Genomic DNA, 16,968 nt, shown 5'->3' with positions numbered 1-16,968 from the left:
GGGAGAGCGCATTCACGCGAAGGGGTGACCGGCGGCGCCGGTCACCCCTTCAGTCGGCGTTGAACACCACGTCGACCCAGTAGTTGCTGCTCCGATAGGTCTGGGTCGGCCATTTGTTGTCGACGCTGTACCTATACACGCCGTTGCCCTGCACGCCGCTCGCCAGAGCCACGAGCGGGGCGTTGACGTAATCCGACGTGAAGTAATTCTGGTTATATGAGAAATGCCCGGTTGTCGTCTGGTAGGAGGCGATATAGGTGGTGTTGGCGTCGATGTGGATCGGTGTGCTGAACAGCACCTGCTGCCACCCGGACGCCGTCTCGTTGGTGAAGGTCGCGCTCCTGAGCAACTGCCCGGAGTTCGTCCAGAGGCTTCCGACGTGAGTGCCCGTGTTCTGCGCGCCCTTGTAGAAACGGATGCCCGTGATGGTTCCCGGCACATACGACCGGAACCGCACGCCGAGCACGACGGGCCTGGCGTCCGTGCCGGACTCCACCGCGGGCACCGCGGTGCTCGGCCAGATGCTCGTCGGAGCGAACACCACGTCGACCCAGTAGTTGGAGGACCGGTACGTGCTCGTGGGGAATCCGCTGCTGGAGCCGTACCGGTAGACGCCGTTGCCTGCCGAGGCGCCGCCGCTCGCGGGAGCGGTGAGCGGGCCTTTCACGTAGGCCGACGTGAAGTAGTCGGTGTTGAACGCGAATCCGCCGTTGGGCGCGAAGTAGGAGGCGACGTACGTCGTGCCGGGTGTCACCTGCACGGGCGTGGCGAACTTCACCTGTTGCCAGCCGGTCGCCGTCTCGTTGGTGAAGGTCGCCTGTGCCAGGAGCTGTCCCGTGCTGCTCCACAGGTTGCCGATGTGCGTCCCCGTGTTGAGAGAGCCCTTGTAGAACCTGATGCCCGAGATGGCGCCTTCCTGGGACGCCTGGAACTTCACGCCCACCTCCACGGACCTGCTGTCGGGCTGCGAGACGACCGAGGGCACGGTGGTCGAGGGCCACAGGGTGCACGGGCAGGTCGCGACGACCGTGACGGTGATCGGAGTCAGGGCGGTCTGGAGGTTGCCGATGTCGTCCACCGCCCGGGACAGGATCGTCGTCTCGCCGACGGTTCCTGGCTGCCAGATGTACTGCCAGGTGGTGAGGCCGGTGGCCTGGTTCCAGGTGGCGCCGCCGTCGACCGAGACCTCGACGCCCGCGACGACGCCGCCCCCGGTGTCGGACGCCGTGCCGGAGATGGTGATGGGCGCGTCGGTCAGTACGGAGGTGTTGTTCCCCGGTGTGGTGACCGCCGAGGTGGGTGGCGCCGTGTCGGTGGACTGAGTCGCCGGGACCAGGCCCGGCTGGAGCGTCGCCGGCTGCGCACCCATGTCCGCGAAGAGATTGACGGTCGCCTGCTGCATGCGGACGTCGGCGGGGCTGCCGGCCCGGTCATGGTTGGCGTCCAGCCCCCACGTCCACTGAATGGTTCCCGCGCCGAACACCATCCCGCCACTGGCCTGCTGGTAGAGGGTGAGGTTGTGCGTCGCGGTGCCGGCGCCGTAGGTGCTGCCGTAGTCGAGCCGGTACTTGTTGGTGTAGGTCAAGGTCGTCCGCGAGAAGCGCGCCTGGCCCGGGGGAGCGAAGCCGTTGTCCGGCGTGTTGTCCCACTCGAAGCCGAGCGTCCCGGCGGGGAGGGTGGCGACCTGGCCGGGCTGCAGGTTCGCGATCGAGGTGTTGCGCCACAGCCGCATGGCCGCGAACTCGGCCGGCACCTGTATCGCGTCGTTGACCAGGCCGTTGATGATGAACAGGGTGCCGGTCAGTTGGTTCTCGGGTCTGCCGCCGTCGGACGGCGGCGAGAAACGCGGGTCCATCCAGGTGCCCGTCCACTGCGGGCTGGGATCTATCTTGGCGTTGGCGAGCGTCTCCTTGTAACAGGTCATCGTGCGGAAGGGGGTGCTCGTCCCGTCGATGCTGTTCTCCCAGCGGATCTTCCAGAAGACCTCGTTGCCTGAGAAGAAGGCGATGTCCACGCCGTCGTCGCGGGCCGTGGTGAAGTTGTCCAGCATCTCGTTGGACCAGTATTCGTCGTGGCCGACGGACAGCAGCACCTCGTGGTCGAGCAGGTCGGCGGGCCGGACCGAGGCGTCGATGCTGGAGATGTAGCCCACGTCGTAGGCGTTGGCCTCCAGCCAGCGGATCATGGGGTATTCGGCGTTGAAGAAGTAGTTCGCCGACCCGTTGGTGATGCCGCGGGTGGTGATCGGGCGGTTGTAGCTGACCTTGTAGGCGCGGTTCGCGGGACTGCCGAAGTACAGGCTGTTTCCGCCGTACTGGTTGTACGCCTGCCACGTCGTGTCGGAGGTCTTGAACAGCAGGTTCGACGAGCGGGCGTCGTCGCGGACGACGAAGATGAGCTGGCTGGCGCCGGTGGTGCCGTCCTCGCGCACCAGCTTGCCGATGTAGACGCCCGTGACGGCGGTGGCGGGCACCGCCCAGGAAGCGGACACCGCCCAGTTGCCGCAGTCGACCAGCCCGGTCGAGGTGTCGCTCACACAGGCCGGCTGCGTCTGCGGCAGGGCGGCCGACGGCTGGACCGTGGCGATGTGCCTGGCCCCCATGCCGCCGTAGTAGCCGATGCGGTAGATGTCCAGGCGGTAGTCCGTCGCCGGGGTGTTCACCTTGAACTCGATGGTCTCCCCGTGGTTGACGCTGATCTGGGTGGGATAGCCCTGGATGGTGCTGCTGCCGGACCCGCCCACGTCCCACTCGCTGGGCGGGCTCCCCGGTAGCTCGTTCTCCAGGCAGATGATCGAATCGGCCGGGCACGCCTGCCGCGCCCGGCGGGCGCCCGCGTGGCCCGGGGCCGTCGCCGGCAGCGCCGAGGCGACCGCCTCGCGCGCGGTCCTGCCGCCGGTGGCGGCGATGACCCTGGGACCGGTGCCGTCCGACGGGGTCTCGCGACCGGAGCGCGCGGGTGAGGTCATGAGGCGAGAGGGCAGGCGTGACGCGCCGTCGCCGGAGGGCGCCCGCTCGCCGCTGATCTCCGGGAAACGCTGCACCGCGGCCTGGGCCGTCGTGAGGGTGCCCGCCCGGTGCAGGCTGTCGATCACCTCACGCCAGCGGTCGGGCAGGTCCGCGACCCGTTCGGGCGCGGGACCACCGTCTTCGTCCGGGTGCCGGATCGCCGCGGCCAGGTAGGCGCCCTCGGACACGGTGAGCTCCTGGACGTCCTTGCCGAAGAACGCCCGCGCCCCCGCCTGGATCCCCTCGGGCCCCCGGCCCAGGTCGAGCACGTTGAGATATCTCTCCAGCACCCACTCACGCGATCGCGACAGCTCCACCTTGACGCCGACCATGAGGTCGCCGAGCCGGTGGAAGAAGGAGCTCTCCTGCGGGTGGTGGTTTCGCACCATCCGCTGGGTGATCGCGGAGTCGCGGCTGGCCTGCCCGGTGAGCGCGAACCACAGCCCCCGGGCCAGCCCTTCCACGGTCACGCCAGGCTCCGAGGCGCGCGCACCGCCCTCGGCGGCGAGGACCGCCTTGACGACATGGTCCGGCACCTGATTGAGCTGAATGGCGGAGCCGGCGCTGCGCACCGTCGTGCTCGACTCCACGGAGACGGGAGACATCAGGGGGTCGATCGCCTGCGAGCCGCCGGGCAGGGGCGTCAGGGCCCAAGCGGTCCAGAGCACGGCAGCCAGGAGGGCGACTCCCCCGACGAGGGTCAGCGCCATGCGAACCGAGCGCCGTCTCGGGCCGATCTTCTCCTTGCCGTCGGGCATGCGGAACCCCCATGAGCACGTTTGCTGGGTAATAACGGAGCAAAGGCGATGTGTTTACACCTTGGACGCAGAGTACGGACGAATTCGGGTGGTGATCGTGCAGCGCGGCCAATGGCATCGCTAGATATGGGATGGGCGTGTCGAGGGAAATATTGAAATTGCGCAAGTGTGCCCGCCTTTGCGGGAAAGCCCGCTGGGCAGGCTGAAAGCGCGGCAAAGCAGTCGTAAGGACATCGCACCGCTAGGGCATTCGTGCCACGCGGGCCGGGGAAGCGTCGCCAAGCTTGCGCGCATGGCCGATGCCCCACCCTTTCCGCGTTCCCCGATCCCGTTGGCGCCCGCGCCGGAGCCCGGCGCAGGGGAGGCGCCGCCCCGGCAGGCGGGCGCTCCGCCCCGGCTCGCGGCGCGCGCCTCCCGCTGGCTGCCGGCGCTGGCCGTGCTCGCCTGCGCCGGGGTCGTGCTGAGGTTCCATGGCGTCTCGGTCCGAGACCTGACCGTGTTCGGCCTCTACGTGGCGCTGGGCCTCGCGCTCCCCGGCCTGCTGTGGATCCGGGTCCTGTACCGGCGCGCGCACGCGCTACCCGAACAGCTCGCGCTCGGCATGACGCTCGGCTACGCGCTGGAGGTGCTGACCTACCTACCGGTCCGCGCGCTCGGCATGCCTCTGCTCGTCGTCGCCTGGCCGCTCGGCACGTACGCGCTGTTCATCGCCGTCCCCCGGTTGCGCGTGTTCTGGAAGGGCACGGGCCGCGCCGGCCGGGTGCCCGTGTGGTGGTCGTGGGGCATCGCGCTGACCGTGATCTGCCTGATCGCGCTGGTCGCCGCCGGCTTCTACCGGATCCAGCCCCTCACCTGGCCGGCGATGCTGTCGTCGTCGGTCGACATGCCCTTCCATCTGGCCTTGGTCGGTGAGCTGAAGCACCACGTGCCGCCCACGGTGCCCTTCGTGGCCGGCGAGCCCCTCGTATACCACTGGTTCGTCTACGCGCATCTCGCGGCGTCCGGGTGGATCACCGGCATCGAGCCGGTCATCCTCCTCTTCCGGCTCGCCGTGCTGCCCATGCTGGCCGCGTTCGTCGTCCTCCTGGCGATGGTCGGCCGGCGCCTGACCGGCTCGCGGCGGGGAGCGCTGGCCGCCGTCGCGAGCACGGTCTTCGTGGCGGCGCCCAGCCTGTACGCGGGCTCGGTCTCCGGGCTGCTCACCTGGACGCCCGTGTACTCGTGGGCGAGCCCGACCCAGACCTTCGCGGCCCTGCTGTTCGCCCCCGTCATGCTCCTGCTCCTCGACCTCCTCGGGAACCGGCGGCCGACCTGGGGCTGGTGGGTGCTCCTGACGATCATGATCGTGGCGGTCATGGGGGCGAAGGCCACCTATCTGCCCCTCCTCGCGGCGGGACTCCTGGCGGTCGTGGCGGTCGAGACGGTCACGTGGTTCCGGCTGCCCCGGCAGGCCCTGGCCGTGCTCGGACTGACGACCGTGTGCCTCCTCTTCGCGCAGTTCGTGCTCTTCGGCGGCGCGCGGCAGGGCATCGTGGTCGATCCGCTGTCGATCGTCAGGGTGACCTGGAGAAACCTGAACGGCATCGGCGGGACGGCGGAGGTCCCGTGGCAGTCGGTCCTCGGGGCCGCCCTGCTGTGCCTGCTCTGCGCGATGATCGCCTGGTGCGGGGTGCTCGGGCTGCTGAGCCGGCCCCGCCTCCTCGTGCGGCCCCCCGTGGTGCTGGTGCTCGGCATGAGCGCGGCCGGGCTCGGTGCGGCGCTCCTGCTCGGCCATGCGCACCTGTCACAGGGCTACTTCCTGCAGGCGTCCTACCCCTACCTCGCCATGGTCGCGGTGTACGGGCTCGCCACCGTGATCCGGAGGGCAGGAGTCACGCTCAGGACTACGGCGTGCGCCGCCGTCGCCGGCGTGGCCGTCGCCCTCGCCGTCCGGGTGCTGTTCGGCATCACCGTTCCCCTGGGCCCCGGACAGGACGGCATCGTCCTCTACCTGCCGTACCTCACCCTGCTGGGGGTGGTCCTGGTGGCGGTCGTGGTGCTGCGCGCCCTGCGCCAGAGCGGGCGCCGTACCTGCGCCCTGGTGCTCTGCATGGTCACGGCCGCCGGGACCCCGGCCGCCTGGCTCGCCCATCTGCTGCCCGGCGCCTCTACGAGCCCGGTGGCCGCCGCCCCGCACCGCAGGCCGGCCGCGGACGCTCCCCGGGGCGCTCTCGCCGCCGGGCGGTGGCTGCGGGCCCATTCGCACCCGGACGACCTCGTCGCGACGAACGTGCACTGCCGCCGGGGGTTCGAGAACCCCTGTGACAGCCGTACGTTCTGGACGAGCGCGCTGAGCGAACGGCGGGCCCTGGTCGAGGGGTGGGCCTACACGGCGACGAACATGGACAGATGGCGCCCGGGCGAGGTGGCGCCGCACCGCCCGTTCTGGGACCTCGAGCGGTTGCGGGCCAACGACGCGGTCTTCCAGGAGCCCTCCCCGGACGCCGTCCGGCACCTGCACGAGCGCTACGGGGTGCGATGGCTCTTCGTGGACGAGAGCCGGATGAAGCCGGACGCCCAGCTCTGGACCCTCGCCCGGCTCCGGTTCAGCGCCGGCGACCACAGCGTCTACGAACTGTCCGGGAGCCGGGTCGCGAGCCGTCAGCCGGGATAGCCGTACCTGTGCAGGTGACCGGAGAGGGAACGATCCAGCAGCGCGATCTGACGAGGCGTGAGATCCCTCCGGAAGGCCTCGGCGCGGCCTCCGGAGAAACTCTGGAGTTCGAGGCGCCGCTCGAAGTCGGGCGTCCAGGGAAGCCCGAGGAACTCCAGGATGACGTCCATGTGCTTGCGTGGGTCGGTGAGCACGTCCTCGTAGCGAATCTCCAGCCAGAGGTGCGGCGGCACGGCCGCACGGGCCACCTCGAAGGCGTCCATCATCACCTTCCAGCCGATCCCGGCCAGATGCACGAGGCACTGCCCGCCGCTGTCCCACTCCTCCGCGTAGCCGTCGGGCAGCGCGCCGAAGCGCCAGCCCGGCGAGCCGAGATGCCCCCGCCACCAGGGCATCTGGGCGAGTGAGTTGGCGACGGCGCGCCCGTCGCGCACGATGTGCACGAAGCGGGCCTCCGGGAACACCTCGTGCAGGAACGCGGCGCGCGGCCAGCCGGTGAACTTGTGCGCGAGATAGCCCCGCCCCGCGACCGTCCGGCGCTCGAAGAACCTCCGCAGACGCGCCGCCAGCCACGGGGTGACATCCTCGGCCGTGAGGTCCCGGAACGGATCGGTGATCATGGGCGAGACCTCACGGCTCAGCGCGGAGTAGCCCTCGGAGGGCCCGAACCGCAGGCCGCTCCTCGACGCCAGACCCCGCGGCAGCCGGCGGTAGATCGTCCCGCTGTGCCGCCGCACCGGTGCCGGAAGCAGGGGCCACTGGTCGTCCAGCGCGGACACGAAACTCACCCCCGGATGGCCGGCGAGCACTCCGTAGACCAAGGTGGAACCGCAGCGTCCGGTGCCGATGAGAAAGTCGGGCACTTCAGCCTCCTCGCGTGGCGACACCCCGGAAAGCGTGCCGGCTCGGTATGGCCGGATTCGAGTGTCCCAGCATGGGTCAGGTCAGTGGTCAGTTCACACCGACGGTATGGCCAACCTCGGCGTACTTGTTGGAGGTTGGGGTCGCACCGTGTCGCCCCGGGGTCGCCCCGGGGTCGCCCCGGGGCGAACGGCCGGGGAAGGCGCGCCGCCCCTGTCGATCCCGGACCTGATCGCGCGGTAATGCGAGAGGCACAAGTGTGCAATCTCCGCTGTTGTCGGAGTGCCGCCCCTGCCGCGGACCGTCCAGTGGCGATGATGACGCTGGTGAAGACCATGACGCATGTCTGCGAAGTGATCAAAATACTGGACGTCGGCGGCGCGGAGACGCTGCTGGTCGAGCGGCTGCTCGCGGCGCCCCGGGCGGAGATGCGCTATACGGTGGCGTGCCTGTGGGCGTCGGACGAGTGCATCCGGAGGCTTGGCTCCGCAGGCATCGAGGTCGTCCATCTGGCCTCGTGCCCGCCCCCGCTTCGCCTCATGCGGCTGGCCGCGGTGGTCAGGCGGCTGCGACCTGACGTCATCCACCTTCACTCGCCGCTGCCCGCGTCGCTGCTCCGGTTGACGTCCCGGTTCTCCAGACCTCGTCCCATCTTGATCTCGACCGTGCACAACGTCCGGTACCGCCTGCCGACGATGCTGCTCGATCGCGCGACGGGATGGCTGGACGCCCATACGGTGGCCGTCTCTTCGGAGGTCGCCCGCGCTGTGGTCAGCCGGGGCGCCCGCAACCTGGCCACCAGGATCCACGGTGTCAACGTCGCGGAGCAGCGCCGCCGGGCCGGGGAAGCCGAGCGGACGCGGCGGGAACGGGATGTTCCGGAGTCAGCCTTCCTGATCGTGCACGTGGCCAACTTCCGCCCGCAGAAACAGCACGACCTGCTGCTCAAGGTGGCGGCCAGGGTGGTGGACCGGGCCCCGCACGCCATGTTCCTGCTGGCCGGCTCAGGTCCCCTGGGTGACCAGATAGCCCGCCGCGTCGCCGAGATGGAGTCGGACGCCGTGCGGTTCCTCGGGTGCGTGCCACAGGCCTCCCGCCTGATCGCCGCCGCCGACCTCCTGGTGCTCAGCTCCGCGTACGAAGGCCTGCCCGTCGTGGTTATGGAGGCGCTGGCCGCGGGGGTGCCGGTGGTGTCCACCGCCGTCGGAGGGGTCCCGGAGTTGATCGAGCACGGCAGGAACGGCTACCTGACCAAACCCGGAGATCCCGGCGAGCTCACCGAGGCGATCTTGCGGGCGATGCGTCCCGAGAACCACGCGCGGCTCCGCGAAGGCGCGCGCGACAGCGCCGACCTGGTGGACATCAGCCGGACGGCGGAGTGGTTCGAGCGGCTCTACGACGAGGTGCGGGTGCCATGACGACAGCAGGCCGAGCCCGTCTCCGACGCGTCGCGTTGCTCATCGGGCACCTGGAGGTGGGCGGCACCCAGAAACAGCTGTCCCTGCTCGCGCGGGAGCTGCGTCATGCGGGTGTCGAGGTGCACGTGCTGCTCCTGTCGAGAGGCGGACCGCACGAGCAGGCGCTTCGCGACGCCGGCGTCCACGTACATCAGCTCGGGTTCGTCCGGGGAGCCGGGGCGGGCAACATCCGGGCTTTCGCGCGCATGGTCGGCCTGCTGCGACGTCTCAGGCCCGACGTGCTGCACGCGTTCCTGCGTCACAGCTATCTCCTCGGTGCGCCCGCGGCCCGGCTGGCCGGCGTTCCGGTCGTGGTGGCGGGACGGCGCAACGAGAGCAGGCTCGACCCCCGGCAGTCGTGGAGTCTCGCCCTGGAAAGGGTGACGGCTCGGATCACCGACCACGTGGTCGTCAACGCGGAGGCGCTCGCCCGGGACGCAGTGTCGATCGGCGTGCCCGCGGCCAAGCTGACGGTGATCTACAACGGCCTGCCCGCCGCGGCGTTCGATCCCGCCGAGCCGGAGCACGTCGGCACCGATTTCCCGGTGCTGGTGTGCGTGGCGCGGCTCAGCGAGGAGAAGGGGCATCGCTTCCTTCTCGACGCCTTGGCGTTGCTCGCCCGCCGCGGGCGGCCATGCACGCTCGTGCTCGCCGGCGACGGGCCCGAACGTGGCCGCCTGGAGAAGCAGGCGGCCGACCTCGGAGTCGACGTCCGGTTCCTCGGGGACCGGATGGACAGCGCGGGCCTGCTCGCTCGTGCCGACGTGGTGCTTCTCGCCTCGCTCACGGAGGGCTTGAGCAACTCGGTCATGGAGGCCATGGCGGCGGGGCGGCCGATCGTCGCCACCTCGGTCGGCGGCAACCCCGAGCTTCTCCAGGATCGCGGGATCCTCGTCCGCGAGTCGGACTCGGCGGCGCTGGCCGACGGGATCGGCCGGCTGCTGGACGACCCCGAGCTGGCCGGGGCGCTGGCGGCCGCGGCGCGGCTCTGGGCACGGGAGAACTTCGACACGCGGGTCATGTTCGACGAGCACCTCGATCTGTATCGCCGCCTCCTGGCGGAGCGACATGCCGGATAGGGCCTCGTCAGGCACGACCTCCTCCTCCTCGGTGGCCGTCGCCTTTCGCACGTTGGCCACCCGTGGGGTGCGGCTGACCCTGGAGACGACGACGGGGGTGCTCATCGCGCGCACCCTCCAGCCGGAAGGCAGGGGCGTCTACGCGGTGATCGCCACCGCGGCGTTCGCCGCCATCGTCGTGGGTCACCTGTCGCTGGAGAAGTCGCAGATCACCCTCTGGTCCGACCGCTCGCGGCATCAGTCGCTGGCCACGAACGGCCTGGTGCTCGGTCTGGTCCTGGGCTCGCTGTCGGCGCTGGGCGCCCTCGTGTTCGTCGCGATGAGCGGCTCTCCCGGGGGGTTCGTCCTGTGGGCGCTGGCTCTGTCGGTGGTTCCGCTCGGCGCCGCGTCCATCAACCTCAACGGCATCCTGACGCTGCAGTCACGGATGGACGTCGTGAACCGCAAATCCCTCGCCGGTGCGCTGGCGCAGTGCCTGCCCGTCCTGGTCCTCGCGGCCACCGGCAACCTGACCATCGCCAGTGTGATCATCTGCTGGGCGATCGCGATCGCCTTGCCGTTCGCACTCGCGGTGGGCGGACTCCGGCCGATCTCTCTTCGGGTGGACGGCGCTCTCGCACGGCGTCAGCTCGGCCTCTCGGGCAAGTATCACGTGGGATGGGTGGCTCTGTACCTGCTCGTCACCATCGACGTCCTGCTGCTCGGCGCCATGGACTCTCCGGCCGCGGTCGGCATCTACACCGTCGCCGTGACGGTGATGGCCCTCACCCGCATCCCCTGCGAAACGATCACGCAGATCATCCTGCCCCGGCAGGCGTCCTGCGACGTGGACGAGGCCAAACACATCACGGTCCGCGCGCTCAGGCTCATCCTGCTCGTCTCTTCCGGCTCCGTGGCGTTGCTCGCGGCCGCCTCGCCCTGGCTGATCCCCCTGGTCTACGGCCAGTCCTTCGCCGGAAGCGTGGCCCCGTTGCTCGCGCTGGCTCCGGGAACGATCGCGCTGATGCTGATCCGGCCGCTTGAGCAGCATCTCGTACGACTCGAACGCCCGATGACCATGACCGTCATCGCTGTCGGCTCCCTCTGCGCGAACATCCTGCTCAACCTGGTGCTGATCCCCCGATGGGGTGCGGTGGGCGCCGCTCTGGCATCCACCGCGACGTACATCGCCATGGCGCTTCTTGAGATGTCACGGTTCGCCCGGTCGACGGGAATGCCGATGGGGGCGCTGATCCCGCGCCTGGCCGACGTCCGTTCCATCGTGCAGGCATTGGCGGCGAAGAGGAGATCACTGCGCCGATATCGATGACACGTGAGGGAACAGCGCGTTTCCACGGCATTGTCTTAACCAAAATCTAGATGCAACCAGAACCTCGGTCATTCGCCCGTCAAAGGCCGCTTGATAATCTTGCCGTATGCCGGGAATATGCGTCCTCTCCATCGATACAGAGCTCGCCTGGGGCACGGACACCGCCGATCTGCCGCGACTTTCGAAAGCCTTCGATGAAGAGCCGCGGATCACGAGGCGGCTGATCGACGTCCTCGATGATTATCAGATCCCGGCGACCTGGGCCGTGGTGGGGCAGCTTCTCGTTCGACCGGGGCGCGAGGACAGGAACGTACGCGTGCCGGAAAGGTGGTATTACGCGCCTTATCTGCTCGACTGGATCGGCGGCGCGCGCGTTCGCCACGAGATCGGGACGCATACCTTCACCCACGTCTACGCGCACGACGCGTCCACCACGCGGGACGTGTGGATTCGAGAGCTCGAAGCCGCCGCCCGGGTGAGCGAACAACTCGGCCTCTCCATGCGTTCCATCGTCCATCCGCGCAATCAAATAGGTTATGTCGACACCCTGCCCGATTTTGGAATCATCGCCTACAGGGGCGTCGAGCGGAATTGGTACGGCAACCGCCTGGGCGCCGCCCACTTCCTGGATCGGGCCCTTGGCACGACTGCCGCGACCTATGACGTGAGCACCCTGAGGGAGGGCGACCGGCTGGTGAACCTTCCGGCCTCACAGTTTCTCGTCGGAAGCAACGGGCTGCGGAAACTGATCCCGATCTCGTCCAGAGTCAGGCAGGCGCGCCTCGGCCTCGAACGCGCGGCCCGTCGCGGGGAGCTTTACCATCTCTGGTTCCACCCCTTCAACCTGGCAGGGGATCAGACCTTCCGCGCGCTGGAACACATCCTGTGCGACATTTCCGCGCGTCGCGACAGGGGGGAGCTGGCGGTCATGACGATGGCACAGGCCGCCGAGCTCATCCTGGAGAGCACGGACGTCTTCGTCCCGGAAGAGGGAGGACGCCGATGAGCGAGATCATGATCATGGCCACGCGCAGCCAGCCGTCGTATTTGCTGATCAACCACCTGGCCGAACACTTCGACATTTCCCTGGTGGTCTTCGAGGAGGCGCATCAGGCGAAAATGCTGCGGCACCGCCTGCGCAAACTCGGAATGGCCGAGGTGGCCGGTCAGATAGCCTTTCTCGGTTACGACCGCCTGGTGATCAGACCGCGGTCACGCGCCCGCATCGCGGCCCTGCTGGAGGGACGCGACGTCCGCCCTCCCGATGGGCGCCTCAACGTGCTGGACGTGGATTCGGTGAACGGCGCGGAGGTCGCCGACCTGCTGAAGGACAGCCGTCCCGGAGCAGTCGTGGTCTCGGGTACGGGCATCATCGCCAAGCGGATCCTCGAGTGCGCCCCCGCCTTCATCAATATCCATGTCGGGATCACCCCGCGATACCGAGGAGTGCACGGGGGTTTCTGGGCGGTTTACGAGGGCCGCTCCGAAATGGTGGGGACGACGATCCATCTGGTCGATCCGGGCGTGGACACCGGTGAGATCATCGCGCAACCGGCCGTCGCCGTCGATCCGTTCACCGACACTTATCGCACGCTTCCCGTGAAACAGTATCTAGGCGCCCTCGATGCCATGACGGAGGCCGTGCGAGATGTGCTGGACGGCCGGACGCGGCCATATCGGCGTTCCGATCTCGAAAGCAGGCAATGGTATTCTCCGACACCTGGCCAGTACCTGGTGTTCCTGCGTGAGATGAGAAGGCTTCGGCGACCGGATAGGCAACCGGCGGCACGATGACCCGGTTTGACGCGGGCCCTGATCGCTCATGACCCCATAAGGGAATGGCAAGAACTCTGCCCAGCGCAGAGTGCGTGATCTCGTCGTGGTCATGGGCGCGGCCAGACTCCATTCATGGCCACATCCCGGCAAGATCACGCGCTCAGATCACCGAGAGACATCCGAGCGAGCGGGCCCCCCGATCAGAGGCGATATTCCGCTCGCCATGAAAGGGCCCGGCACGTGCTCACCTGGGCGCCCGCCGCGCTCACGATCGGCTTCGTCGTGGCCGTACTGAATCGCTACGGCGTTTCTCTCTCGGACACCGCCTTCTTCGGCGGGTACGTCGTGCTGTGTCTCGCGCTTCCGGGCCTGCTGCTGGTCCGCGCCCTCTACAGTGACAGCCGCACTCTGGCAGAGGAGCTGGCGCTCGGTGTGGCGCTCGGCCTCGCCGTGGAAGTGGGGGCCTACATCGTGGCCCGGGCGGTGGGTTTCCCGCTGCTCGTCCTGGTGTGGCCGATCAGCACCTACCTCGCGTTCCTCGCCGTGCCCCGGCTGCGCAGGCACTGGAAGGGCGGCGTCCGGCCGGCCGCACCCGCCTGGTGGTCCTGGGCGCTCGCGCTGATCGTCTGCTATCTCGTCGTCAAGGGCGCCTACAGCCACTTCAGCACCGGGGCGCTCACCTGGCCGGAACTGGCGAAGTATTCCGACGACACGCCTTTTCACCTCGGTCTGATCGGCGAGCTGAAGCACCACATGCCGCCGACGAGCCCCATCGTCGCCGGCGAGCCGCTCTTCTACCACTGGTTCGTCTACGCGCATTGGGCGGCCGCCAGCTGGGTCACCGGAGTGGAGCCACTGGTGCTCCTGCTCCGGCTGGGCCTGCTCCCTGTGCTGGCCGCGTTCGTCGTCCTGGTCGCGATGCTCGCGCGGCGGGTGACGGACTCGTGGAAGGGGGCCGTCCTCGCCGTCGCGGCCACGCTCTTCGTGGGCGCTCCCCGCTTGTTCCTCGGCTCGGTCGGGACGTTCACCTGGGGCGGGATTCATGACGCCGCATGGGGGAGCCCCACGTTCGCCTTCGGGTCGCTGCTGTTCGTCCCCGTCGTCCTCCTCATGATCGATCTTCTCCGGCATCGCTGGTGCGACCCCGGGCCGTGGCTCCTCCTGGGCGTCTTTCTCGTGGCGGTCATGGGTGCCAAGGCCACGTACCTGCCGATGCTCATCGTGGGGCTGGTGGCGGTCGCGGCGATCGAGGGGGTGAGGCGGCGCCGGGTGCCGTGGCCCGCGCTCGTCACACTGCTGATGGCCGGGACCTGCCTGGTCTTCGCGCAGTTCGTCCTCTTCGGCGGGCAGCGACAGGGGCTGGTCATCGCGCCCCTCTCGGCCATGCGCACCGTCTGGCAGGACCTGACGGGCATGCCGGCCGGCGTCGATCCCGCGTTGATGTCACTGCTCGGCGTCGCCCTGGTGTATCTGCTGGCCTGGGCCGTCACGTGGAGCCCGGTGCTCGGACTGCTGAGCCGGCCGAAGCTGCTCATCCGATCCGACGTGGTCCTCCTGCTCGGCATAGGCGCCGCGGGACTCGGCTCGATGCTCCTGTTCGATCATCCCGGCCGGAGCCAGGTCTACTTCCTGTGGGGGTCCTACCCCTACCCGGCGATCATCGCGGTCTTCGGGGCCCTCGTCATCCTGCGGCGAGCGCGGGCGCCGCTCGGAACAACGCTGTGTGCGCTCGGGGCGGGAGTGGCCGGCGCCTACGCGATTCCCATCCTCTGCGGCGTCAGAGCACCCCTGGCTCCTGGCCAGACCGACACCGCCCTCTACCTGCCGTACATCACGTTGGTGGTCGTCACCGCGCTCGGGGCCGCCGTCCTGGTCGCCACGAGGCCGGGGCTGCGCGCCTGGGCTCTCGTGATCACGGCGATGGCCGCCATCGGGCTGCCCGCCGCCCACCACGCACGCGTGGTCTCCTTCGTGTCCGGCGGCGGCGGGCAGCCGGCCGTGGCGGCGGCGCCGGCAGTCCCGCAAGGCGCGCTGTCCGCGGCACGATGGCTGCGCGCCCACTCGGCCCCGGACGACGTGGTCGCCACGAACGTCCACTGCCGCTGGGGTTTCGAGAACCCGTGCGACAGTCGCCAGTTCTGGGTGTCCGCCCTGACCGAGCGGCACATGCTGCTCGAAGGGTGGGCGTTCACGGCGAAGAACGCGGATCGCTGGCAGCCGGGCCAGTTGGAGGAGCTCCTGCCCTTCTGGGACCGGGAACGGTTCGCGGCGAACGAGGCGGCCTTCCTGTCGCCGTCCACGGACACGATCCAGCGGCTGCGGGAACGGTACGGAGTCAGGTGGCTCTTCGTCGATGAGCAGGGCGCGGGTGTGAGCTCCACGATCGGAGACCACGCGCGGCCGATGTTCCGCGCCGGAGACTTCGCCGTCTACCGGACAGGGTGACCCTCTAGGAGCGGCTGTCGTGGCCTCGCCGGTGAGATCCGTCCCACCGGCGAGGACCTCCGATCAGCCCGATCAGCCCGATCAGGTGCTCGCCGGATCGCGTGGCTCACGTCCGGAGGCGGGCTCCGGGGCGCGGGGCGGGTCGAGCTCTTCCCGGGAGGACGCCGAGGACCTGTCTCCCGGAAGCCGGCTCCAGGCCACCGCGGCGAGCAGGCTCGTGACCACGACGATGGGGATGCGCTGCCGGAAGATCAGCCCGATGTTCGCCATGGTCGTCGCGTAGGCGATGGTGCCGGGCACGATGAACAGCAGCAGGATGAGGAGCGCCCTGCGGTCCTGGCGCCACAGCCGGCCCGCGCCGCGCGCCGCGGCGTAGAGCAGGACGTACCAGATGAGCACATCGATCTTGGCCAGTTGCAACGTGATGCTGCCCTCGGTCCACGGGAACGGTGACAGCACCGTGTAGATCAGCTTCACTCCGAGATTGCTCCAGGGGTCGCCGCCGTCTTCGAAGATCACCCCCGAGCCGCCATTGGCGTTGGAGCGAAGGACGGTTTCCGACTGGCCCCTGTCCAGTTGCCGCTGTAGTTGCTCGAGGGGCGTGTCGTCATAGATGCCGCCGACGAACAACACGGCGGCCGTCAGCAATCCGCTGACGGCGAGCAGCTTGCGCAGGGAGAATTTCGACTTCGAGGCGACCACGCCGAAGATGAGCGGTATCGCGGCGATGAAGACCATGTACGGGCGGACGTGCCAGAGGCACCACAACAACGGCCCGGCCTGGAGCAGCCTGCTCATCCTGAAACGTCGCGCGATGGACGCGCCGATGCCGACGCAGGCCACCACGAGGAACGCGTTGAATCCGTCCTTGTAGGTGTCCGACGTGTGCAGCACGAAGGCCGGCATGAACGCCGACACGACCAGCACCCAGAACGCCGCACGGGCATCGGCGCCGATCAGCCTGGCGAACTTGTAGACCACGACGCACATCGCGCATGCCACGAGCGCCACCACGGCCGTGCAGGCCAACGGCGCCGGCCCGCCGCACAGATAGATGACGAGGGCGAAGATGTTGCACGGCACGGCGACGGAGCTGAGGAAGCTCAACTCGTCGGCCGTGACGAACTGGAAACCGTTGAGTTTCCAGTAGCTGACGATCTCCATCGCCCGGGCCTCGTAGCCCAGGTTGTCGCCCCCGTAGTCGATGACGCCCGCCCGTAGCACCAGCACATGGATGACGAGGCGTGTCGCGAACGCGGCGAGCAGGATGGGCAGCACCCGCCGGGCCGCCGCCGGGTCCAGGGTCGTATTGACCAGCCAAATGAGCGCCACAGCCGCAGCGGCGACGATGAGATATTCCATGGAAAGCGACCTTCAGTTCACCTGAGCATCACGCTCCAATGCCCAGCAGCGATCCGAACCGCCGGCAAGCACGTCGGCGAACGACGACGCTAGCGCCGGGGGCCGCACGACAGCACTTTCCGAGGTTGCCCATGGGCTGCTGATAACCCCGCTTTGCGGACTCTTTCCGATAAGGCGGCTTTCCTGTTGTGCTTGTTGTCCCGAGTGGTCCGGCATGCCTGTGAGCAGGGCGATGTCGTGCGAGTGCCGGAGCGGGGTCA

At 68.9% G+C, this 16,968-nt stretch carries 10 protein-coding genes; 7 read left to right on the top strand and 3 right to left on the bottom strand.

All coding sequences use genetic code 11. From position 1 onward, the window contains the following. Window positions 1–49: 49 nt before the first annotated feature. The gene (locus AB0C16_RS07135; RefSeq protein ID WP_357679818.1) at window positions 50–3,766 is read right to left on the bottom strand and encodes a DUF4082 domain-containing protein; all 3,717 of its coding nucleotides are present in this window, start codon (window positions 3,764–3,766) and stop codon (window positions 50–52) included. Window positions 3,767–4,058: 292 nt separating this feature from the next. Between AB0C16_RS07135 and AB0C16_RS07130 the strand changes: the two genes are divergently transcribed. Then, on the top strand, window positions 4,059–6,419 hold the full coding sequence (locus AB0C16_RS07130) for a hypothetical protein (RefSeq protein ID WP_357679816.1): 2,361 nt from the start codon (window positions 4,059–4,061) through the stop codon (window positions 6,417–6,419). Here the strand turns inward: AB0C16_RS07130 and AB0C16_RS07125 are convergent. Continuing rightward, window positions 6,407–7,282: a sulfotransferase gene (locus tag AB0C16_RS07125; protein WP_357679814.1), complete on the bottom strand. Its 876-nt coding sequence runs from the start codon at window positions 7,280–7,282 to the stop codon at window positions 6,407–6,409. The two genes, AB0C16_RS07130 and AB0C16_RS07125, sit on opposite strands and share 13 nt — an antisense overlap. 333 nt (window positions 7,283–7,615) lie before the next feature. On the opposite strand from AB0C16_RS07125, the gene AB0C16_RS07120 reads away from it, so the two are divergent. The 6 genes from AB0C16_RS07120 to AB0C16_RS07095 all read left to right on the top strand — a co-directional run bounded on the left by AB0C16_RS07120 (window position 7,616) and on the right by AB0C16_RS07095 (window position 15,346). Continuing rightward, entirely contained in the window at window positions 7,616–8,698 is a 1,083-nt protein-coding gene (locus tag AB0C16_RS07120) for a glycosyltransferase (RefSeq protein ID WP_357679812.1), read from the top strand. Beyond that, on the top strand, window positions 8,695–9,816 hold the full coding sequence (locus AB0C16_RS07115; RefSeq protein WP_357679810.1) for a glycosyltransferase: 1,122 nt from the start codon (window positions 8,695–8,697) through the stop codon (window positions 9,814–9,816). The genes AB0C16_RS07120 and AB0C16_RS07115 overlap by 4 nt, the downstream gene beginning before the upstream one ends. Then, window positions 9,806–11,125 carry a polysaccharide biosynthesis C-terminal domain-containing protein gene (locus AB0C16_RS07110; protein WP_357679808.1) on the top strand — a complete coding sequence of 440 codons (1,320 nt, stop codon included), beginning with the start codon at window positions 9,806–9,808 and terminating at the stop codon, window positions 11,123–11,125. The genes AB0C16_RS07115 and AB0C16_RS07110 overlap by 11 nt, the downstream gene beginning before the upstream one ends. Before the next feature lie 106 nt (window positions 11,126–11,231). Next, window positions 11,232–12,131: a polysaccharide deacetylase family protein gene (locus tag AB0C16_RS07105; protein ID WP_357679806.1), complete on the top strand. Its 900-nt coding sequence runs from the start codon at window positions 11,232–11,234 to the stop codon at window positions 12,129–12,131. Then, the gene (locus tag AB0C16_RS07100) at window positions 12,128–12,919 is read left to right on the top strand and encodes a formyl transferase (RefSeq protein WP_357679804.1); all 792 of its coding nucleotides are present in this window, start codon (window positions 12,128–12,130) and stop codon (window positions 12,917–12,919) included. Before AB0C16_RS07105 ends, AB0C16_RS07100 begins: the two co-directional genes overlap by 4 nt. Before the next feature lie 222 nt (window positions 12,920–13,141). Continuing rightward, the gene (locus AB0C16_RS07095) at window positions 13,142–15,346 is read left to right on the top strand and encodes a hypothetical protein (protein WP_357679802.1); all 2,205 of its coding nucleotides are present in this window, start codon (window positions 13,142–13,144) and stop codon (window positions 15,344–15,346) included. A gap of 81 nt (window positions 15,347–15,427) precedes the next feature. On the opposite strand, the gene AB0C16_RS07090 is transcribed toward AB0C16_RS07095, so the two are convergent. Beyond that, complete coding sequence (locus AB0C16_RS07090; RefSeq protein WP_357679800.1) at window positions 15,428–16,708, bottom strand: hypothetical protein; 1,281 nt, start codon at window positions 16,706–16,708, stop codon at window positions 15,428–15,430. Window positions 16,709–16,968: the final 260 nt, after the last annotated feature.

The sequence above is a fragment of the Nonomuraea sp. NPDC048916 genome (assembly GCF_040649575.1).
Lineage (GTDB): Bacteria > Actinomycetota > Actinomycetes > Streptosporangiales > Streptosporangiaceae > Nonomuraea.
This window is presented reverse-complemented; position numbering and strand designations above follow the sequence as displayed.

Bases quoted from the DNA above. Each gene is read 5' to 3' on its own strand.
- AB0C16_RS07130 (WP_357679816.1), top strand. From the start codon at position 4,059: ATGGCCGATGCCCCACCCTTTCCGCGTTCCCCGATCCCGTTGGCGCCC.
- AB0C16_RS07090 (WP_357679800.1), bottom strand. From the start codon at position 16,708: ATGGAATATCTCATCGTCGCCGCTGCGGCTGTGGCGCTCATTTGGCTG.
- AB0C16_RS07115 (WP_357679810.1), top strand. From the start codon at position 8,695: ATGACGACAGCAGGCCGAGCCCGTCTCCGACGCGTCGCGTTGCTCATC.
- AB0C16_RS07135 (WP_357679818.1), bottom strand. From the start codon at position 3,766: ATGCCCGACGGCAAGGAGAAGATCGGCCCGAGACGGCGCTCGGTTCGC.
- AB0C16_RS07105 (WP_357679806.1), top strand. From the start codon at position 11,232: ATGCCGGGAATATGCGTCCTCTCCATCGATACAGAGCTCGCCTGGGGC.
- AB0C16_RS07110 (WP_357679808.1), top strand. From the start codon at position 9,806: ATGCCGGATAGGGCCTCGTCAGGCACGACCTCCTCCTCCTCGGTGGCC.
- AB0C16_RS07120 (WP_357679812.1), top strand. From the start codon at position 7,616: ATGACGCATGTCTGCGAAGTGATCAAAATACTGGACGTCGGCGGCGCG.
- AB0C16_RS07100 (WP_357679804.1), top strand. From the start codon at position 12,128: ATGAGCGAGATCATGATCATGGCCACGCGCAGCCAGCCGTCGTATTTG.